The following is a 19,405-nucleotide window of genomic DNA, read 5'->3' on the forward strand; positions in this document are numbered from 1 at the left end:
CATCTTGAAGCGAAAGGAGCGTGGCAAGCTGTTGGAGACATTGAAACAACTGCTTATGTATGGGATAGATGCAGGCATACAACTGCTGACGCAGCCCTTTTACTATATTTCGATTTTGTTTGTCATGCTGTTTTACCGAAGGCAGGTGTTGGTGGAGCGTAAGCTGTTCCATGTGAAGCTGCATTCCTGGGGATTGCAGACATGGCGAACGTTTCTGGGCGGGCTGCTGGCAGGAATCGGCGTATCGATCGTGGTGGCCTTCCTGGGCATATCCTTAAGCCTGGAAGCCATTATATGCATATGGGTGACTTCCCTGATCCTGATGCTGTTCCATATCCGGTACTTATGCTTTGCCTATTCCATCGGTCTTCTCGGGATCATTCAGGTTGTATTAGGCTGGTTTCCGAATTGGCAGCCGGAAGGCTGGATTGGTCACGTCACAACAACGATCGTTGGATTGGACATCCCTGCACTGCTGGCGTTATCCGCCGTTCTGCATTTTGCCGAAGCCTTGCTTGTCAGAATACAGGGTTCGGGTTTTGCTACACCGCTGTTCCTTGAGGGGAAGCGTGGCAAGCTGGTTGGCGGTTATCATATGCAGAGCTTCTGGCCCTTGCCCTTGTTCTTGCTTGTTCCGGCAGTAAGCGGAGGCAGCGTGCTGCCATGGACGCCATTTTTCGGTGGGGATGCCTGGAGTACAGGCTTTACCATGATGGCACTCCCGGTCGTGATCGGCTTCGGGGAAATGACGCAGAGCATGCTCCCGCAGGAGAAGGCAGGGATCACATCGAAGCGGCTCATATTCTACGGAGCCATTGTGCTGGCGTTGAGCCTGCTGGCCGAGTGGTGGGCACCACTCACGATCGTGGCTGCATTAGCGGCATTATTACTGCATGAAGGATTGGTGTGGTACAGCCGTTACGAAGAGCAGCAGCGCAGTCCGATCTTTGTGCATCCGATTCGGGGACTACGCGTCCTCGCGGTGCTTCCGAATAGTCCGGCAAGCGAGCTTGGCATTCTGGCAGGAGAGACGATCCTTAAGGTGAACGGTAAACTGATTCACAGTAAGGAACAGCTGCATAGCGCGCTTCGTCAGAATTCGGCCTTCTGTAAGCTGGAGGTTCAGAACCATCAAGGGGAGAGTAAATTCCTGCAGCGTGCGATCTACGCAGGGGATCATCATCAATTGGGAGCTATCGTGGCACCCGACCCGAGGGATGGCATAGCGGTGGGGTTAAAACCTGTAAGCTTGATCACCCTACTGGCGAATAAACTACATATTCGCAGCAAGCGGGGTTCTTCCGGCAGCACGACGACCGGCGGTTCCGAAGAGGCAGGTTTCCATTCATCATGATATTGGAAGCGGGTCTTTGTCCTATATGGACAAAGACCCGCTTTTTTGATTGCATAAGCGATGAAATGCTGTATATGGAGCTAGCCCTGCACTTTTTTTAGATAGAAAATGGCGATTTGCGTTCGGTCCCGAAGATTCAGCTTTCCCAGGATTTCGGTGACATAGTTTTTGACCGTACCTTCACTTAAATAAAGCTGTCCGGCAATTTCCTTATTGGATAGACCCTCCGCAATAAGGACAACGACCTTCTTCTCTGCAGGGGTCAGCCCGAATTGTTCAAGCTCAGCAGATTTGGGGACGGGCTGCGCCGTTGGACGAAGCAGGCCAGTCAGCTTGCGGGCGATGTCGGGATGAATCAGCATGTTTCCATCATGCACTGTTTTGATCCCCTGGATGATGCGGTCCGGCGGAATGTTCTTCAGCAGATAGCCGCTGGCCCCGTTCTGCAGAGCTTCCACGATATAATCATCATCATCGAAGGTGGTCAGCATAAGCACTCGTACATCCGAATATCGTTCACGAATTCGTCGCGTTCCCTCAACGCCGTCACATACCGGCATGCGAATGTCCATGAGCACGACGTCAACAGAAAGTCCGCCCTCCAGCATAGCCAGCGCTTCTTCGCCGTGCTCCGCGACAGCCGATACTTCGATATCCGGGTCCATCCCCACCAGTAATTTCAAGCTTTCCCGAATGAACGGATCATCATCTACAATTAAAACGGATATCATGGATAGCCACGACCTTTTCTATAAAATAAGATACAACATCTTGTCTTGTTAAATTACATAATCTCACGCTTCTGGTAGACAGGCAGCCGGGTGATGACGGTAAAAGGTACGGTTCTCCGTACCTCAAGCGTCCCACCCACCACTTGGGTTCGTTCGAGCATGCTGCTCATTCCGATTCCTTGACGGTCCCGTGCAGCTTCGTGGCCAATCGGCTCCCGAACCGTACCATCGTTGGAAACCTCCATCCTGACGTCCTGGTCTCCGTAATCCAGGATGATTTGGATCCGTTTAGCCTCGCCATGGCGGATGGCGTTCGTGATCGCTTCACGGGCATTTTTGTATAGCACCACCTGTTGACTGGGATAGAGCGGATAGGGGATGCCCTGCAATAAAAGTTCGGTCTCGATCCCGGTCTGTCTGCCTGTCTCCTCCAGCAGCCGATCAAGGGAATAGTCGTCCGTGATCCGCCGGGCCGGATTCATCTGTTTCACAGCCGTTCGCATCTGCTCCATGCTCTCTCCCAGCTGGTCACGGATTTGACGGAGCATATCCATACCGCGCACGGAATCATGCGGAACGGTAAGAAGGGCTGCTTCCATCATCATTTTAACGCGAATCAGGCGGTGGCCGATGTCGTCATGAAGCTGGCGGGAGATGCGGTTACGCTCCTCGGCCTGGGCCGCACTCTCTACCTGATGGGCGAATTGCAGCAATTGTCTGCCTGCCTCGTCCTGCTGGAAATGCAGTCTTTTCAGCTCGTCGTATAACTGAATATGATCCGCTTCTTTCTGATTCATTTCATGGATGTGATTGAATGTTACCGCCATGAACAGAAACAGCAGATTGGCTGTCGTCAGCAGCAGCGCATCGTAATCGGTAATGGCCATGTTGAGCAGCACAAGGTGACCGAACGCCAGCCATAGCCTGCCTGGTCGCTCGAACAAGGGCAAATAGACGCATAGGGTGGAGATGGACAGGAACACCATCATGAAGCCGAATTGATGGCATAGCCACAGAGATAGTAGAATTTCCAGCAGAGCGGCTGCCTTCAGATAAGCAGGCGACGGCAAAAAGCGGCTTAGCACCGTAATCGCCAGAAACAGCAATATGTACACCATATATGCCCCGTAATCATCGAGCTGCTGCAAAAAGATGTCCGCGGCGGCCGGAAGGAGAATGAAGCCATACCTTAGATAGGTGAGTGGGGATGTCACGTGCGATCAAACCCTTTTCCATAGTGAAATCAAACCGTTCAAACGATTGGCTTCATTATATCACAAGGATGTTTTCGGCAAGGAGATGACTTTCGTCACCCTATAAAGTGACTTCTTCTACCTTAAAAAGCCGGCCATTCCGGATAGAATGAAATCAACAAATGGATACGAGAGATATGAGAAATGGAGTGGTGAATATGGCAGTCTTTTTGCAGATGAGGGATGTCGTGAAACGATATGGAAACAAGCTGTCGGTGGATCATATGAACCTGGAAGTGAACGAAGGGGAAATCTTTGGGCTTCTAGGACCGAACGGGGCCGGCAAAAGCACGTCCATCAGTATGATCTGCGGCCTTCTTCCCAAGGATCAGGGCAGCATCAAGGTGGACGGTATCTCAATTGAAGAGCAGCCGCTGGAGGTGAAGCGGAGAATCGGGTTGGTGCCGCAGGATCTGGCTCTATATGAAGAAATGTCGGCTTGGGACAATGTCGCTTTTTTTGCAAAATTGTACGGACTGCGCGGCCATCTGCTGAAGGAACGGGTGGAAGAGGCGCTGGAGTTTGTCGGCTTGCAGGATCGGGCGAAGGAAAAGCCGTCCACCTTCTCCGGGGGGATGAAACGAAGACTGAATATTGCATGCTCGATCACGCACCGTCCGAAGCTGATCATTATGGATGAGCCTACGGTAGGGATTGATCCGCAGTCCCGGAATCATATTCTGGAATCCGTGAAGACGCTGAACCGCATGGGCTCTACCGTTATTTATACAAGCCATTACATGGAGGAAGTTGCTGCGATCAGTGATCGGGTAGCGATTATGGATCAAGGTCATGTTATCGCCTGCGGGACGCAGCAGGAGCTTCGGGCACGCGTGGCGCATGAGGAAAAAATCATCCTTACTGCTGATGGGATCACACCCGACCTGGTGGAGGAGCTGACCATTCACCCGCGTGTTCGGCGCGTCACCCAGAATGATAACGAGATCGAAGTATATGTACCGTCGGCTCAGGATGAGCTGCAGGATATTTTGTTCATCTGCAGTAAACATCATACGATTCTCCGCTCCCTGCAGTGCGAGGAGCCGGGGCTTGAAACGCTGTTTCTCAGCCTAACCGGGCGAACACTTCGCGATTGATCATAACGGCACGTGCAGAGGAATCCATGAAGGAGGAATACCGAAAATGAATACGATGATTATCGCCTGGTTTGAGCTGAAGCGGATGGCGACCAGCCGAACGGTGCTGATCAACCAGTTTTTGCTGCCGCTCATTCTTATTTTTATATTGGGAAACGCGCTCTCGGGCTGGTTCGGCAACGATCAGGAATTTAAACAGCCATCGGTCAGAGTGGGATTTGTGTTGGATGCTTCGGAAGGAGGCCAGCTGCCGGGGAGCATTCAGGCTCTAACAGGCTCGCCGGAAATCCAGGAGATTCTCGTTCAAGAGATGGCAGCCAGCCGGGAAGAGGTTGAAGGAAAGCTGCGCAGGGGCGAGGTCGATTATGCGGTGGTGATTCCCGCTTCCTTAGATGAACGGATGGGTCAGGGAGCGGACGTGAAGCTTGAATTGCTGCCCGGAAGAGACCGTAATCTCAACCTGGTGGCAGACACGATCTTTAAGACCTTTATCGCAGATGCCAATCACAAACAGGCTGAGGTTATCGTTATGGGCGGAGATCAAGTTCTTGCGGCTCAAGCGGCAGCGCCTGTGGAAACCTCGTCTGGCCCGAACGTAACGATCGGGAAACTGAGCGAGAAAGGAGCCACGTATTCAGCAGCCCAATATTACGCTGCCTCCATGCTGATTATGTTTCTTTTGTATTCGGGTCTGATGGCAAGCAGCAGTCTGCTGGGAGAGCGGGAAAGCCGGACCCTGTATCGCCTGCAAAGCGCACCCGTCACCCCCGGAACCGTATTTGCCGGTAAAATTATCGGCTGCAGTCTGATCACGCTTGTACAGGCAGCAGCCATTGTGCTGGGTTCCATGTGGCTGTACGGCGTGAAATGGGGCCCCCACCCCCTGCTGCTCATCGTGGTCTGCGTATTAATCACATTATCGTCCATGACCATTGCCACGTTCATCACCCTAGTCTCCTCAACGGCGGCAGGAGCCAGGGGGCTGATGCAGGCGATCATTATCGCCATGACATTTGTGAGCGGGGGATTCATGCCGCTTCCCGTGGAATTTTTCCAGAAGATCGGCGCCTTCACCGTCAATCATTGGGCCATGCAGAGCATGCTGCGGATGATGCTGAACAGCGACGTGCATTTGATTGTCACTTGTCTCGGCATGCTGGCGGCCATTACCGTAGCCCTGTCGGCTGCAGCCATGATTACGTACAGAAAGGTGGGATACCATGCATAGCTTAACCATAGCCTGGCATATGGTAAGACGCACACTGGGGCGCAAAAGAGGCTGGATCGTCTATCTGCTGGTTCCTTGCGTGGTCGTTACCTTGACGGTGTTTCTCTTGGGGCAGACCACGGCTGCGAGCATTCTGGTCTCCTATGTGAATGAAGATGATGGCCCGGCAGGTCAGTATCTGATGAATGAGCTGGAGCGCAGCGGCCAATACGTACTCAAGGAGTCCGAGTCCGAGAATACGCTGAGAGAAGACCTGGTGGAGAATAAAAGCACAGTAGGCGTTTATATACCGGAGGGTTTCAGCGACGGATTGATTGTAGGGCAGCGGCCGACGGTTCAGGTATACGAAGTTTCAACTTCTGAGGCTTCGGTGATGATACGAATGACGGCGGACTCTGCAGTTACGCGTCTGAGCGGAACGGCTGCTTTGATTCGGGAAACCTCGGAGCCGGATGTTGACCGAATGTTGATGCTGCAAGAAGTGCTCAAGCAATCCGCGCTGAATCGGTTGGATACTGAGGTCACGGATTTGAATCTGTACGCCAAGCCAGGACTCTCGAACGTGACGGGTTTTACCCTGATGTTCATGATGACCCTCATCTCCAGCGTGGTGTCGATGATGATCGATGACCGGAGGCAGCGAACGCTGTCCCGCATGTATACGGCACCGGTGCGTGCCTATCAGATTGCTTTAGGCAATTTTCTGGGCAGCTTGGTGGTCGGCTCGCTGCAGGTGATCATCGTGCTCGTTCTCAGCCGGTATGTGCTTCGTTACGATTACGGAGTTCCGTTACTGCTGCATTTCCTTATTCTGATCGCCTTCATGCTGGTATCGTTAGGCGTGGCAAGCACGGTCGCCGGGTTGATCCGGAACGGGCAGAATGCGGCCATGATCAATTCCATGATCGTCACGCCGACCTGCATGCTGGGCGGATGCTTCTGGCCGCTTGCCATCATGCCGGAGTTCATGCAGAAAATCGCCAATTTCATCCCGCAAAAATGGGCCATTGAGGCAGTGGAGATTGCGGCCACGGGCGGCACGTTGTCCGATATCGCAATTCCGCTGGCCGTTCTTGGCTTGATGGCGGTCATTCTGCTGGCCGTCGGCTCCGCTATCCTGCGGCCAAGCGAGAGCGGAGTTGGGCACGGCGCATAAAACGAGTATGTTGGAACCTCGTGGCTCTCAGGAGAACGTTGTAGTGATTGAATCTTTTTTTAAAAGCGAAAGCGCCCGGCCAGACCTGAATGCATGTAGATTCAGTCTGCCGGGCGCTTATTTAATATAGGTGGCGATGGGTTAAGCATTTTCTTCAAAGGCAAAGCATGGGAGCGAGTTTGGCCGATGGAGGCTATCTCCCTACTCCTTAAGCTGCCGCAGCACCGTAATTTCAACCCGCCGATTTTTCTGCTTGCCTTCGGCAGTCGCATTATCCGCGGCTGGTCTTGTATCGGCATAGCCTGCGTATTGGAAGCCTTCCGGGTCCAGCTTGCTGTTATCGAGGAAGAACCGCAGCACTGACATCGCCCGGGCACCGGAGAGCTCCCAGTTGTCTTTGTAACTGGAGTAGCGGCCGATCGGCACATTGTCCGTATGCCCCTCGATGCTCACCGTGGTGCTTAAATCGCCGAACAGACTGGCTAATTTGCCCAGAACCGGAGCGGCCCCGGGTTTAAGTTCGGCCTTGCCGACATCGAACAGGAAGCGGTCGCTTAGCGTAATGGCAATCCCTTGCGGCTCGTCCGCGATGAAGATATCCTCTTCGAGCTGGTTGTCCTTCACGTATTGCTGAATGAGTCCCATAAAGTTTGCCAGCTCCTCCTCCTGGGCACGGAAAGCGAGTTCTCGCTCGGTTAGCGGTTCCGCAGCTGTATCCTTGCCTTCGCCCTCCTCATCGGCTGCAGGCTTCGGCGGAGGATTCTTATGCTTCTCCGTATCGGCTGTACCGGTGAGGCCTGAACCCATCTCCAGTATGCTGTCTCCGCTCTGGAAGGTGGCCTGCAGGGATTGGGTGACGAGTTTGTATTTTTCTGTATCGAGCCGGCTCATGGCATACATCACAACAAAAAAAATCAGGAGCAGCGTAATCAAGTCGGCATAGGTGATCATCCAGCGGTCCCGCTGGTCGCCTTCAGCCTGCTTGCGCTGACGGCGCCGTCTATTCGGCTGTCTCATGCGCGATCCCCCTTGAGGACGGAATGTCCGTGGTGCCGGCGGAAGCGAAGGAGGCTAGCTTTTTACGAACCAACAGCGGGTGCTCTCCGTTCTGAACAGCCATAATTCCTTCGAGCAGCAGCTCCATATTTGCAATTTCTTCTTCGGAACGTGCTTTAATCTTGGTCGCAATGGGCAAAAAGATAATATTGGCACTTGCGACACCGTATAAAGTGGCGGTGAACGCGACCGCGATCGAAGGTCCGAGACCCGTAGGGTCTTGCAGACTGCCCAGCACGTGGATCAAGCCCATGACGGTACCGATGATTCCCATGGTAGGAGCATATCCCCCGGCGGACTCGAAAATCTTGGCATACCCTTCGTGCTTCTGCTCGGCGGCATTGATATCGAGCTCCAGGATTTGGCGCACCATTTCCGGGTCGTTGCCGTCCACGACCATCTGCATGCCTTCCCGCAGGAATGGATCCCCGTGTTCGGCCGAGATGCGCTCGAGCGCCAGCACCCCGTCTCTTCTGGCCGTTACCGACATATCGACAATGGCGTCAATCAGCTCGTCCGTTGAACGATTGCTGCGGCCGAAGGCCAGCTTGAGGGCAGCCGGGATGGTGCGGAGCCGGGTAGCCGGGAAACTGACGATGACGGCGGCGATGGTGCCGCCGAATACGATAAGCGCAGCCGCTCCTTGCAGCAGGCCGCTCAGATGCCCGCCTTCCCATAAAAACCCTCCGATCAACGCGGCCAAACCGGCGAGAATGCCAAGAATAACCGTAATATCCATAACGCTGTACCATCTCCTTAAGGAAGTTAATTGTAGATCATGGGTTTGCTTGAAGCTAGTCCGACATGGAATTTGAAGGCTGCCGGGCCCTAGAAGGTGTGGCCCGGAACATTCGCGCTGGAACTTATTGAAATTTTAATTAAACTGTTTGCATCAAAAAAACGTAAAGGGTATAATGAGACGGGAACAAATATTCTTATTCCTTACGTAGACACCACTAATTTCCCATAGTATATCATCGGGAAGTTTCGACATATCTTTTAGCATGAATTTCATTTTAGAGTATGAGGGTGATGAAGGGCAATGAGCGATTTAGTTGTCAGTACCAAATCCTTTGAGATCCAGTCTGAATTCCAGCCGCAGGGGGATCAGCCCACGGCTATTGATGCGTTGGTCGAAGGACTCCGCCAAGGGAAAAAACATCAGACGCTGCTAGGTGCAACAGGAACGGGGAAGACGTTTACGATCGCGCAGACAATCGCCAAAGTAAACCGTCCCACACTCGTCATTGCGCATAACAAGACGCTGGCTGCACAGCTGGCCAGTGAGTTTAAGGAATTCTTCCCGAACAATTCGGTGGATTATTTCGTGAGTTATTACGATTACTATCAGCCGGAAGCGTATATCCCTTCCTCCGATACGTATATCGAGAAGGACTCCAGCATTAATGAAGAGATTGATAAGCTCCGCCACTCTGCAACGAGTTCGCTGTTTGAACGGCGCGATGTCATCATTGTGGCAAGCGTATCTTGCATATATGGCTTGGGTTCGCCGCATGAGTACGGCGAAATGCTGCTTTCGCTCCGGGTAGGCATGGAGAAGCCGCGGAATGAGATTTTGTCGCGATTGGTTGATATCCAGTATCAGCGGAACGATATCAACTTCGTTCGCGGTACCTTCCGCGTCCGCGGGGATGTCATCGAGATATTCCCAGCCTCGAAGGGGGAACAGGCCGTTCGCGTCGAGCTGTTTGGCGACGAGATCGAGCGGATCACGGAGATCGACGTCTTGACGGGCGAGCTGGTTGGAGAACGCGAGCATATCGCCATTTTCCCGGCGTCTCACTTCGTTACCCGTGAAGAGACGATGCGGGTAGCAATCGTGAATATCGAACGCGAATTGGAAGAACGCCTTGAGCTGCTGCGCTCGGAAGGCAAGCTGCTGGAAGCGCAGCGCCTGGAGCAGCGTACCCGTTACGACATCGAGATGATGAAGGAAGTCGGATTCTGCTCCGGCATCGAGAACTATTCCGGCCCTCTGACCTTCAGGGAGCCTGGTGCTACGCCATATACGCTCCTTGACTACTTCCCGGACGATATGCTGTTCGTCATTGATGAATCACACGTGACGCTCCCGCAAATCCGCGCGATGTACAACGGTGACCGGGCACGGAAAACGGTGCTGGTCGATCACGGCTTCCGCCTGCCGTCCGCGCTGGATAACCGGCCGCTGAAGTTCGAGGAATTCGAGGAGAAGGTCAATCAGATCATCTACGTGTCGGCTACGCCTGGACCGTATGAGATGGAGCACTGCGACACGATGGTTGAACAGATCATTCGGCCGACGGGTCTATTAGATCCGATCATTGATGTGCGCCCAACAGAAGGGCAGATCGATGACTTGATTAGCGAGATCCATGACCGGGTGGAACGTGACGAGCGTGTGCTCGTGACGACCCTGACGAAGAAAATGTCAGAGGATCTGACCGATTATCTGAAGGAAATTGGAATCAAGGTTCGTTACATGCACTCCGATATCAAGACGCTGGAACGGATGCAGATTCTGCGCGATCTGCGGCTTGGTACATTCCACGTGCTGGTGGGTATTAACCTTCTACGGGAGGGTCTTGATCTGCCGGAGGTTTCCTTGGTAGCGATTCTGGATGCGGACAAGGAAGGCTTCCTCCGTTCGGATCGCTCGCTCATTCAGACGATCGGCCGGGCAGCCCGGAACTCGGAAGGTAAAGTTATCATGTATGGTGATAAGATCACCGATTCGATGGATCGGGCGATCAAGGAAACCGAGCGCCGCCGCAGCATCCAGGTTGCGTACAACGAGAAGCACGGCATAACGCCGCAAACGATCCGCAAGAAGATCCGTGATGTCATCGAAGCAACGAAGGTTGCGGAGGGCAAGGCAGATTACTTGGTTGGCGAGGGACAGAAGATGTCGAAGAAAGATCGTCAGAAACTGATCCAGCGTCTCGAGTCCGAAATGAAGGAAGCAGCGAAGAATTTGCAATTCGAGCGTGCGGCCGAGCTGCGTGATGCGCTGCTGGAGCTGCAAGCCGAATAAATATTAGGAAGACGAATGACAGGGGGGACGGCCTATGCGGTCGTTCTCTTTGTGAAAATATAAGCACCAACATGCATGCCATATGGAGTAGGAGATGATATCGTTTGGCAAGTGAAAATATTGTGATCAAAGGCGCACGTGCACACAATCTGAAAAATATCGACGTCACGATACCGCGTGACAAGTTCGTTGTTCTTACGGGGCTTAGCGGCTCGGGTAAATCCTCTCTCGCATTCGATACGATTTACGCCGAGGGTCAGCGACGTTACGTGGAATCCTTGTCGGCTTATGCACGGCAGTTCCTCGGACAGATGGAGAAGCCGGATGTCGATTCCATTGAAGGCTTATCGCCGGCGATATCGATTGACCAGAAAACCACGAGCCGCAATCCGCGCTCTACGGTAGGTACCGTAACGGAAATATATGATTATTTGCGTCTGCTGTTCGCCCGGGTCGGACATCCTCACTGTCCGGAGCATGGCGTCGAGATTACGTCCCAGACGGTCGAGCAAATGGTAGACCGCATCATGCAGTATCCCGAGAAGACGAGACTGCAAATTCTCGCGCCGGTCATTTCCGGGCGCAAGGGCGAGCATAAGAACCTGTTCGCCGATATTGCGAAGCAGGGCTTCGTTCGGGTGCGCGTCGATGGAGAGCTGCGTGATCTGTCGGAGAACATCGAGCTGGAGAAGAACAAAAAGCATACGATCGAGGTGGTTGTGGACCGGATCGTAGTTAAGGAAGATATCGAAGCACGTCTGGCCGATTCGATCGAGACGGCACTGAACCTGTCAGGCGGTCAGCTCCTGGTTGATATTATGGGTCAGGAGGAGCTGCGGTTCAGCTCCAACTTTGCTTGCCCGATCTGCGGCTTCAGCATGGAAGAGCTGACCCCGAGGATGTTCTCCTTCAATACCCCTTTCGGTGCTTGTCCGGATTGCGACGGTCTGGGCGTCGAAATGATCGTGGATCCGGAGCTGCTTGTACCGGATACGAGCAAGAGCGTGGAGGAAGGTGCCTTCGCTGCATGGAGCGGGGGCACGTCGACTTATTATCCGCAGTTTCTGAAATCGGTTTGCGCGCATTTCGGCATTCCGCTGGACAAGCCGGTCAGTACCTTTAGTCAGGAACAGATGAATAAACTGTTGTACGGTACGGGCAATGAGAAGGTTCACTTCCGTTATGAGAATGACTTCGGTCAGCGCAAGGAAGCGCATGTGACCTTCGAGGGCATCATTCCGAACCTGGAACGTCGCTACCGCGATACCAATTCCGAGGGGATTCGCGAATACATCGAAGGTTATATGAGCAGCAAGCCATGCGATGTTTGTAAAGGTCATCGTCTCCGGAAGGAAAGCCTGGCGGTTACAATCAATGATCGCAACATGGCTTATGTGACCAGCCTGTCGATCGGAGAATCCCTGAAATTCTTCGATCACCTGGAGCTCAGCGAGAAAGAAAAACAGATTGCCAATCTCATTCTGAAGGAGATTCACAGCCGTTTGGGCTTCCTTGTCAATGTGGGTCTGGATTACCTGACGCTCAGTCGTTCGGCGGGAACGCTGTCGGGTGGGGAAGCGCAGCGGATCCGGCTAGCCACGCAGATCGGCTCCAGCCTGATGGGCGTGCTGTACATTCTGGACGAGCCCAGCATCGGGCTGCATCAGCGAGATAATGACCGTTTGATTTCGACGCTGGAGCATATGCGGAATCTGGGCAATACGCTGATTGTGGTCGAGCATGACGAGGACACCATGATGGCTGCGGACTATATCATCGATATCGGTCCCGGCGCTGGTATTCATGGAGGCCAGGTCATCGCGGAGGGAACCCCGAAGGAGATTATGAACGACCCTAATTCTCTGACGGGCCAGTACCTGAGTGGCCGCAAGTTTATTCCGGTCAGCAGCAAGCGGCGCAAGACCGACGGACGCTGGCTCGAGATTAAAGGCGCGAAAGAGAACAATCTGAAGAATATCAACGTGAAAATTCCAATTGGTGTCTTTACGGCGGTAACCGGCGTGTCTGGGTCAGGGAAATCGACACTGGTTAACGAGATCCTCTACAAGACACTCGCTCGTGATTTGAACAGGGCCAAAGTACGTCCGGGGCAATACCGTGAGATGAAAGGTCTGGAGCATATCGAGAAGGTCATTGACATCGACCAGTCACCGATTGGCCGTACGCCTCGCTCCAACCCGGCGACCTACACGGGCGTCTTCGACGACATCCGGGATATCTATTCCCAGACGAATGAAGCGAAGATTCGCGGATACAAGAAGGGCCGCTTCAGCTTCAACGTGAAGGGCGGACGCTGCGAGGCTTGCCGCGGGGACGGTATCATCAAAATTGAGATGCACTTCCTGCCGGATATCTACGTGCCTTGTGAAGTGTGTAAGGGCAAACGCTACAACCGCGAAACGCTGGAAGTCAAATATAAAGGCAAGAACATCGCTGAAGTACTGGAGATGACCGTTGAGAATGCAACGGACTTCTTCCAGAACATTCCGAAGATACACCGGAAGATGCAGACGCTGATGGATGTCGGTCTGGGTTATATTACGTTGGGCCAACCTGCCACCACATTGTCCGGTGGTGAAGCGCAGCGGGTGAAGCTGGCTTCCGAGCTGTACCGCCGCAGCACAGGCAAAACGATGTATATTCTGGATGAACCGACCACCGGCCTGCATGTGGACGATATTGACCGTCTGCTCGTTGTGCTTCACCGTCTGGTGGAATCCGGGGAGTCCGTCCTTGTCATCGAGCACAATCTCGATGTCATTAAGACCGCGGACTATCTGATCGACCTGGGTCCTGAGGGAGGCAGCGGCGGCGGTACGATCATCGCTACCGGAACGCCCGAGGATTTGGTGAAGGTGCCGGAATCTTATACAGGGAAGTACCTGAAGCCAATCCTGGAACGCGATACAAAGCGAACCAAGGAATTGAACAAGGTGGAAGCGGCACGTTAATAGCTGCTCCCTTGCTTCTGCAAGGGAGACCGGATGAATGGACAGTATCTTAAACGAATCTGTTCCATGCTGGAAGTGAACTGTGAAGCACACAGCTTATAACATTTCATATTTCAGCAGATGAATAAGGTTAGTGTAATATACGGAGTCCCCGGTTTTATAACGGGGGCTCTTTTTTTCTAATTTCATTTCATCCTTCAATATCTTCGCATTCCAGGATATGGTATGATCTTGATGATTGCGACAAAATGGAGGGATTGTATGAAGAGGATCACCTGTTCCGTTCTGATAGCTCTGGCAGCAAGTGCTTTATACATAAACTCATCCGATAGCGTTCAAGCAAAAGAGGGTGTACCCGTTTCAGATATGGGGCTCTTCGATGCGCAGGAAGCCATTCTCCGGTTAACCGAAGGAGGACCCCATCCCGGTGACGGTGGTAGGGATCTCCATCCGAAAGTGGCCATCAGCCGACAGGATTTTGTCATATTGATCGTGAATGCTCTAAACCTGAACACGGCTGAGCTTCCGGAAGTCGCTACCTTCAAGGATGTACCTAATGATCACTATGCCTTCTCCGCAATCGAAGCTGCGTTTCATGCAGGGCTGGTGAAGGGGATAGGAAAAGGAAGATTTGGACCTGGACAGTTGCTGACACGTCAGGATATGGCTGTGCTGTATCAAAGAGCTCTGCAAGGGACTACCGATCAGGAAACCTCGGACGGGGAAGCCACGCAGCTGGAGCTGGAGTTACATGAAGGCTCCTTCAGCCATTATGCTGAGGATGCTATCGTACTGGCCATGGAGTTAGGTCTCTTTCAGGGATCCGCAGCCGATGTTCTGAATCCCAAGGGTACCGTTACCCGGGAAGAGGCGGCTTTGGCTACAGCGAAGTGGTTGAAAGCCGTGGAGCACATCAGCTCGGATACTGCGGAGGTAGAGACACCACCAGAAACTTCCCGCCCGGTAATCCAAGGTGTCGTAACCTCATCTTCGGGATCATCATCCACAACTCCTGCCGTTCCCGGGTCAGCACAGTCCCATGCGGGGACAGAGACCTTGGCATCTCAGCCGGATTTGCCGATAACGGCACCAATCGCTCCGAAGGATTTGAAATTCCAATATGAGAAGGGTCAGATTCAATTAACCTGGACAGAGCAACAAGGGGAAACCTACAATATTTATTTCAGCGAGAAGTCCGGAACGGGTTATACGTTATTGGCTGACGGAGCGAATGTGAAGTCAGGCGCTTACGTAACATCCGATGTGCGTTTTCAGGAGACCGCCTACTATGTGGTTGAGGCTGTGAACAGCGTCGGCAAGAGTGGCTATTCTAACGAAGTTTCGAGCCGCCCGAATAAAATATCCGATCTTCAGGCCATCCTACATGAGGAAGATGAATCCATTGGTTTAACCTGGTCAGATGCGCAGGAAGGCATAAACTATCATGTATACTACATAGGACCTGACGGAGTACTGTATCGTTTGAATGATGAACCTTTAGTGAGCCGTTCCTATCTTATTCCGAACCGCAATATGTTGGCAGGTCCGTCCGGCCGATATGCGATCCATGTAGTAGCTGTGAACGAACTGAATGTAAGCAGTGAACCGTCCAATGAGGTTGTGCTGGATGTCAAAAAGGAACCTGAGGATCGGATTACGATCACGGATCCTTCCGTGGCATGGCCAAGTGAGGACTTGGAGAAGGAAACGGCAATAGAGCAGGAATCGATTCCTGAGGAGTATGAGGAACAGGAGTGAACGTTTCTCGATCCTGTCCGGAGTCACTTCGATATACGAAGCAGCCTATGCCTGACTCCCTAACGCAAGCTTGATCCCGCCTTTGCCGTGATGAAAGTCATGCTAATATCTGAAAATTTGGTTAAAAATGAGAAATTTCTATGACTTTTTTTCATTTTTAGGGGCGGAGGGCTTGCATCTGGACGGGCACATGGATAACATAGAAGAAGATATGTAAATTTGCCCGAGAAGAAACCCACGAGGAGGTACGTTTCATGATCCTTGCAGCAGCATCGGATGCGAGCGCGACGTTTAAGACATTTGATATTTTCATGATCCTGTTTACGATTCTGATCTTTGTTGGTGTGGTTCGCTTGTTAATGGCCCGCCAAAAAAATAAATTCGCAATCGCTTTCGGTCTCGTCAGCTTATTTGTGTTCTTGTACTCTGACTATGCCATGATTACAGGATGGTTTAACAATTAGGTTGGCCTAGGTACCTAATTTAAAGCGGCTTCATATGACGAATGTAATGAAATACATACAAACAAGACGCCCGTCTGCTGTTGGCAGTATGGAGGCGTCTTTTTGTTTCTTTCGGGGAAAAGTTACATGCTCCGCAGGAAAAACGTAAAAGAAATAGGTCTAGAAGCAATGGCTACAAATGGAAAAACATGATAAATTGAGGAGTACAAGTTGGGTTGAGGATGGAACCGGGGGAGGAACAAACGAATTGAAGAATTTACAATGGCAAAAACGATCGGCGGCTGCGCTGCTGGGGGCCATCATTCTGGCAGGAAGCGGCGATGTGCTTATGCATACAGACATTGCGGCTGCAGCAAGCGCTAAGCCCAAGAATACATATGAACAAAATGCGGTGCCGCAGGTGATCAGCCGGATGTCGCCGTCGGTTGTCGGCATTATCGGGAAGGCAGCACAAGGAAGCGGCGAAGTGGATGACAGATATAATCTGGCGCACGGTACGGGTGTGATCTGGAAGTCAGACGGCTGGATCGTGACGAACGCTCATGTGGTGGACGGGCTAACCGGAATCACGGTCGTAACCTCAGACGGTAAATCCTATAAAGCCAAGGGCGTATTCAGCGACCCTATGAGTGATATTGCGTTGGTCAAAATTAACGCCAAGTCTCTGAAACCGGCCAAATTTGCTGCATCCGCGCAAAATGCGCTGGTTGGAGAAACGGTGGTCGCCATTGGTACGCCAATCTCTTTCTCGTTAAGAAACTCGGCATCCGTGGGTGTGGTAAGCGGCTTAAACCGGAGTGTAGACGGCTCTTATCGCCTGATTCAAACTGATACCGCCATTAACCCTGGCAACAGCGGAGGGCCGCTCGTCAATCTGAAAGGCGAGGTCATTGGCATCAACAGCAAGAAGTTTGCCGCCGTTGGCATTGAAAATATGGGCTTTTCCATCCCTGCGGAAACGGTCCATTATATTGTGGATCATTTATTGGAATACGGCGAGGTTCGAAGAGCCGGCCTCGGATTGGAGCTGGAAGAAAGCTGGTCCGCCATCGTGGGCCTGCCTTCGGACGACCCATTGACCGTTACGAAGGTGCTGTCCGAGCAAGCGCGGAAAGCTGGAATCCAAGAGGATGACGTGTTATATGCAATTAACGGAAAACGAATCTATTCCGTCGTTGATATCAACGAACGGTTAAAGCCTTTCATCCCAGGCCAGCAGGTTCAGCTGCTGATGCAGCGGGATGGAGATATCGTGAATGTAAAACTGACGCTCAGCCAGGATGGTAACGAAGCTGCTTCGTCAAGCGTTGGGGAGGCCGAGTAATGGTGAAGAGAGAAAAAACGGAATCAAGCCGACGTTTGCGGCAGATGACAGCCGGAACCTTATCGGCTTTAATGCTATTTACGTCGTTGTCACTCCCCGTATGGGGAGATGACGGTGTGCCGGAGAAGCGTATACTGACCGTGCAAAGCGGCAGCAGCACAGCTTCGGTCAATGGCACCTCGTATACGATTGCCAAGCCGCAGCTGAAGCAGGGCGTATTGATGGTACCGCTGGGCGTGTTTAAAAAAGCTTTTGGCAGCGAGATCAAGCTGGAGGGCGAGAACCGGGTTCGACTGCTGCAAGGACCGCATACGGTTGTGCTCGTTATCGGCAACAAAACCGCATGGATTGACGGGAAAAAGGTACAGCTGCCGGTAGAACCGACGATGGTGTCCGGAACGCTGATGGTACCGCTACGTCCGGTTGCGGGGGGGATTGGTGCCAAGGTAAGCTCCTCCCAAGGCAAGCTGTCCATCAGCCTCATGGTCACGGATAAGGAAGAGAAGCTTGACGAGGGCGAGATCAACAATACGACCGGGAAGACCCGAATCGGAAATAGCTATTATGAATGGAGTATGAATTATCCTTCCTGGATGATCGTTGGGAGAGGAACCGACGACGAGAGCGGTGCTGCTTTCAATGATGCGACGGGCCGCTATTATCTTGAGGTTCATGCCTCCTCTCAGAAAGTAAAGCTGAGTCCTGACGATCTGTTAGAACGGCTCCTGAAAGAACTGAGCGATTCTGGAGATGTTGTGCTTCACCAAGAGACGGTCGCAAGCGGACCGTATGCCAGAGTCATTTCCCGCGATGTCGACGGCGTCCTATGGGAAGGCAGGCAGTATTATGCCAATGATCGCGTCTATGAGCTGTATTTTGCCGATGCCGAAGCGGTTCACTATAAGGATATGGACAAACACGCGAGCTTGCTGGGTTCTTTCAAAACGACCTATCAGGCGGGAGACAAATCATTAAAAGACGTCTCCTCTATCGTAGGTGGACTCCGTGAAGCAGGAAATGAAGAATACGGCATATGGTTTGGCATTCCTGCAGGCTGGGAAATCAACAACAAGGATATGTTATACGGCAGCGAAGGGGAAGGTTATCTGTCCGTCTCGGTGACATCCGCTCCCACAGGGGTTGATGGCACGCTCACAGCTTGGGGGCAGCGGCTTAAAGACTGGCTGTCGGAATCCTTTGTCCCAGATTCTTACGAATACGTCGGACTTACGCCTGTCGAGATATCCGGCGTCAAAGGGCAGATTCAAGAGGTTCGGTACAACTTCGGAGATAAATGGGTGACGGAATATGAAGTGATGATCCAGAAGAACGGCTACGGCTATTATCTGGAGTATGCGGTACCGGATGGCCAGGAACGGACGGCTTCCAACTGGAAGAAGGTGCTGGAATCGATCGAGATCGATTACGATGTGGTACCGGAGAACTTCGGCCGCATTGGCGATGAAGGCTATCTGACCGATAAAACCAAGATGAGAAGCAAAAACTCCGAAACGTACCGCTATCATATCGATATTCCAAAGTACTGGGAACCGCTGAATGATCAGTTCGAGCAGGGAACGGTGGAATATGGATTTGCCGGAGGCGGGTTTGAAATTCTTGCTCAGAAGGATACATCCGCAGAATTCATCGTCAGCAACCTGAAGCGTTATTATAATGAAGCCAGCTCGACTTCAGGGACGACGGTGAAATTGCTTGGCGTGGATAACATTACGTTTGCCGGTGTGCCTGCCGTGTCGTTCAAGGTGCATCAGGTGAAGAACGGCGTTGGTTTTACGACTCAGGAAATCGTGTTTGAAAACGGAGATATCGCGTACACGATTACGACGACGTTGAATGATGCCAATGCAACGGAAATGCAGCAAGCCGCCTTGGCGCGTGCGCTGTCCTCGTTTGAGCTGGTGAAATAATCCGCAGGATGGAATTATGAGCTCAGATCACATGGATTAGAATGAATTTT

At 52.3% G+C, this 19,405-nt stretch carries 14 protein-coding genes; 10 read left to right on the forward strand and 4 right to left on the reverse strand.

All coding sequences use genetic code 11. The features are described from left to right. Positions 1 to 31: 31 nt before the first annotated feature. Positions 32 to 1,354: a PDZ domain-containing protein gene (locus tag ACETK5_RS31110; protein WP_100540900.1), complete on the forward strand. Its 1,323-nt coding sequence runs from the start codon at positions 32 to 34 to the stop codon at positions 1,352 to 1,354. Positions 1,355 to 1,434: 80 nt separating this feature from the next. Here ACETK5_RS31110 and ACETK5_RS31115 read toward each other — a convergent pair whose 3' ends face one another. Then, positions 1,435 to 2,085, reverse strand: coding sequence for a response regulator (locus ACETK5_RS31115; protein WP_100540899.1), 651 nt, complete (start codon positions 2,083 to 2,085; stop codon positions 1,435 to 1,437). Between the two features lie 53 nt (positions 2,086 to 2,138). Next, positions 2,139 to 3,299 (reverse strand): sensor histidine kinase, encoded by a 1,161-nt coding sequence (locus ACETK5_RS31120; RefSeq protein ID WP_394059641.1) that lies wholly within the window; start codon positions 3,297 to 3,299, stop codon positions 2,139 to 2,141. A gap of 176 nt (positions 3,300 to 3,475) precedes the next feature. On the opposite strand from ACETK5_RS31120, the gene ACETK5_RS31125 reads away from it, so the two are divergent. The 3 genes from ACETK5_RS31125 to ACETK5_RS31135 are packed head-to-tail and all read left to right on the forward strand — an operon-like array spanning position 3,476 to position 6,819. After that, the gene (locus ACETK5_RS31125; protein ID WP_394059642.1) at positions 3,476 to 4,435 is read left to right on the forward strand and encodes an ABC transporter ATP-binding protein; all 960 of its coding nucleotides are present in this window, start codon (positions 3,476 to 3,478) and stop codon (positions 4,433 to 4,435) included. A gap of 46 nt (positions 4,436 to 4,481) precedes the next feature. Continuing rightward, on the forward strand, positions 4,482 to 5,663 hold the full coding sequence (locus ACETK5_RS31130) for an ABC transporter permease (RefSeq protein WP_394059643.1): 1,182 nt from the start codon (positions 4,482 to 4,484) through the stop codon (positions 5,661 to 5,663). After that, positions 5,656 to 6,819, forward strand: coding sequence for an ABC transporter permease (locus ACETK5_RS31135; protein WP_394059644.1), 1,164 nt, complete (start codon positions 5,656 to 5,658; stop codon positions 6,817 to 6,819). Before ACETK5_RS31130 ends, ACETK5_RS31135 begins: the two co-directional genes overlap by 8 nt. A gap of 201 nt (positions 6,820 to 7,020) precedes the next feature. Here the strand turns inward: ACETK5_RS31135 and ACETK5_RS31140 are convergent, their stop codons facing one another. After that, the gene (locus ACETK5_RS31140; protein ID WP_394059645.1) at positions 7,021 to 7,836 is read right to left on the reverse strand and encodes a flagellar motor protein MotB; all 816 of its coding nucleotides are present in this window, start codon (positions 7,834 to 7,836) and stop codon (positions 7,021 to 7,023) included. Next, on the reverse strand, positions 7,820 to 8,614 hold the full coding sequence (locus ACETK5_RS31145) for a flagellar motor protein (protein WP_394059646.1): 795 nt from the start codon (positions 8,612 to 8,614) through the stop codon (positions 7,820 to 7,822). Before ACETK5_RS31145 ends, ACETK5_RS31140 begins: the two co-directional genes overlap by 17 nt. 303 nt (positions 8,615 to 8,917) lie before the next feature. Between ACETK5_RS31145 and uvrB the strand changes: the two genes are divergently transcribed. From uvrB to ACETK5_RS31175, 6 genes are all read left to right on the forward strand, one after another. Further along, positions 8,918 to 10,909 (forward strand): excinuclease ABC subunit UvrB, encoded by a 1,992-nt coding sequence (gene uvrB, locus ACETK5_RS31150; RefSeq protein ID WP_127594784.1) that lies wholly within the window; start codon positions 8,918 to 8,920, stop codon positions 10,907 to 10,909. 104 nt (positions 10,910 to 11,013) lie between these two features. Next, the gene (uvrA, locus tag ACETK5_RS31155; RefSeq protein ID WP_394059647.1) at positions 11,014 to 13,881 is read left to right on the forward strand and encodes an excinuclease ABC subunit UvrA; all 2,868 of its coding nucleotides are present in this window, start codon (positions 11,014 to 11,016) and stop codon (positions 13,879 to 13,881) included. A 261-nt stretch (positions 13,882 to 14,142) separates the two neighbouring features. Continuing rightward, positions 14,143 to 15,639: an S-layer homology domain-containing protein gene (locus ACETK5_RS31160; protein ID WP_394059648.1), complete on the forward strand. Its 1,497-nt coding sequence runs from the start codon at positions 14,143 to 14,145 to the stop codon at positions 15,637 to 15,639. A 254-nt stretch (positions 15,640 to 15,893) separates the two neighbouring features. Next, positions 15,894 to 16,103, forward strand: coding sequence for a hypothetical protein (locus ACETK5_RS31165; protein ID WP_071219760.1), 210 nt, complete (start codon positions 15,894 to 15,896; stop codon positions 16,101 to 16,103). A 247-nt stretch (positions 16,104 to 16,350) separates the two neighbouring features. After that, entirely contained in the window at positions 16,351 to 17,427 is a 1,077-nt protein-coding gene (locus ACETK5_RS31170; protein ID WP_394059649.1) for a S1C family serine protease, read from the forward strand. Further along, complete coding sequence (locus ACETK5_RS31175; RefSeq protein ID WP_394059650.1) at positions 17,427 to 19,355, forward strand: copper amine oxidase N-terminal domain-containing protein; 1,929 nt, start codon at positions 17,427 to 17,429, stop codon at positions 19,353 to 19,355. The genes ACETK5_RS31170 and ACETK5_RS31175 overlap by 1 nt, the downstream gene beginning before the upstream one ends. The last annotated feature ends 50 nt before the right edge of the window (positions 19,356 to 19,405 follow it).

This window comes from Paenibacillus ilasis (genome assembly GCF_043195395.1).
GTDB lineage: Bacteria > Bacillota > Bacilli > Paenibacillales > Paenibacillaceae > Paenibacillus_AQ > Paenibacillus_AQ lautus.

Bases quoted from the DNA above. Each gene is read 5' to 3' on its own strand.
- ACETK5_RS31115 (WP_100540899.1), bottom strand. From the start codon at position 2,085: ATGATATCCGTTTTAATTGTAGATGATGATCCGTTCATTCGGGAAAGC.
- ACETK5_RS31125 (WP_394059642.1), top strand. From the start codon at position 3,476: ATGAGAAATGGAGTGGTGAATATGGCAGTCTTTTTGCAGATGAGGGAT.
- ACETK5_RS31130 (WP_394059643.1), top strand. From the start codon at position 4,482: ATGAATACGATGATTATCGCCTGGTTTGAGCTGAAGCGGATGGCGACC.
- ACETK5_RS31135 (WP_394059644.1), top strand. From the start codon at position 5,656: ATGCATAGCTTAACCATAGCCTGGCATATGGTAAGACGCACACTGGGG.
- ACETK5_RS31140 (WP_394059645.1), bottom strand. From the start codon at position 7,836: ATGAGACAGCCGAATAGACGGCGCCGTCAGCGCAAGCAGGCTGAAGGC.
- ACETK5_RS31145 (WP_394059646.1), bottom strand. From the start codon at position 8,614: ATGGATATTACGGTTATTCTTGGCATTCTCGCCGGTTTGGCCGCGTTG.
- uvrB (WP_127594784.1), top strand. From the start codon at position 8,918: ATGAGCGATTTAGTTGTCAGTACCAAATCCTTTGAGATCCAGTCTGAA.
- ACETK5_RS31160 (WP_394059648.1), top strand. From the start codon at position 14,143: ATGAAGAGGATCACCTGTTCCGTTCTGATAGCTCTGGCAGCAAGTGCT.
- ACETK5_RS31165 (WP_071219760.1), top strand. From the start codon at position 15,894: ATGATCCTTGCAGCAGCATCGGATGCGAGCGCGACGTTTAAGACATTT.
- ACETK5_RS31175 (WP_394059650.1), top strand. From the start codon at position 17,427: ATGGTGAAGAGAGAAAAAACGGAATCAAGCCGACGTTTGCGGCAGATG.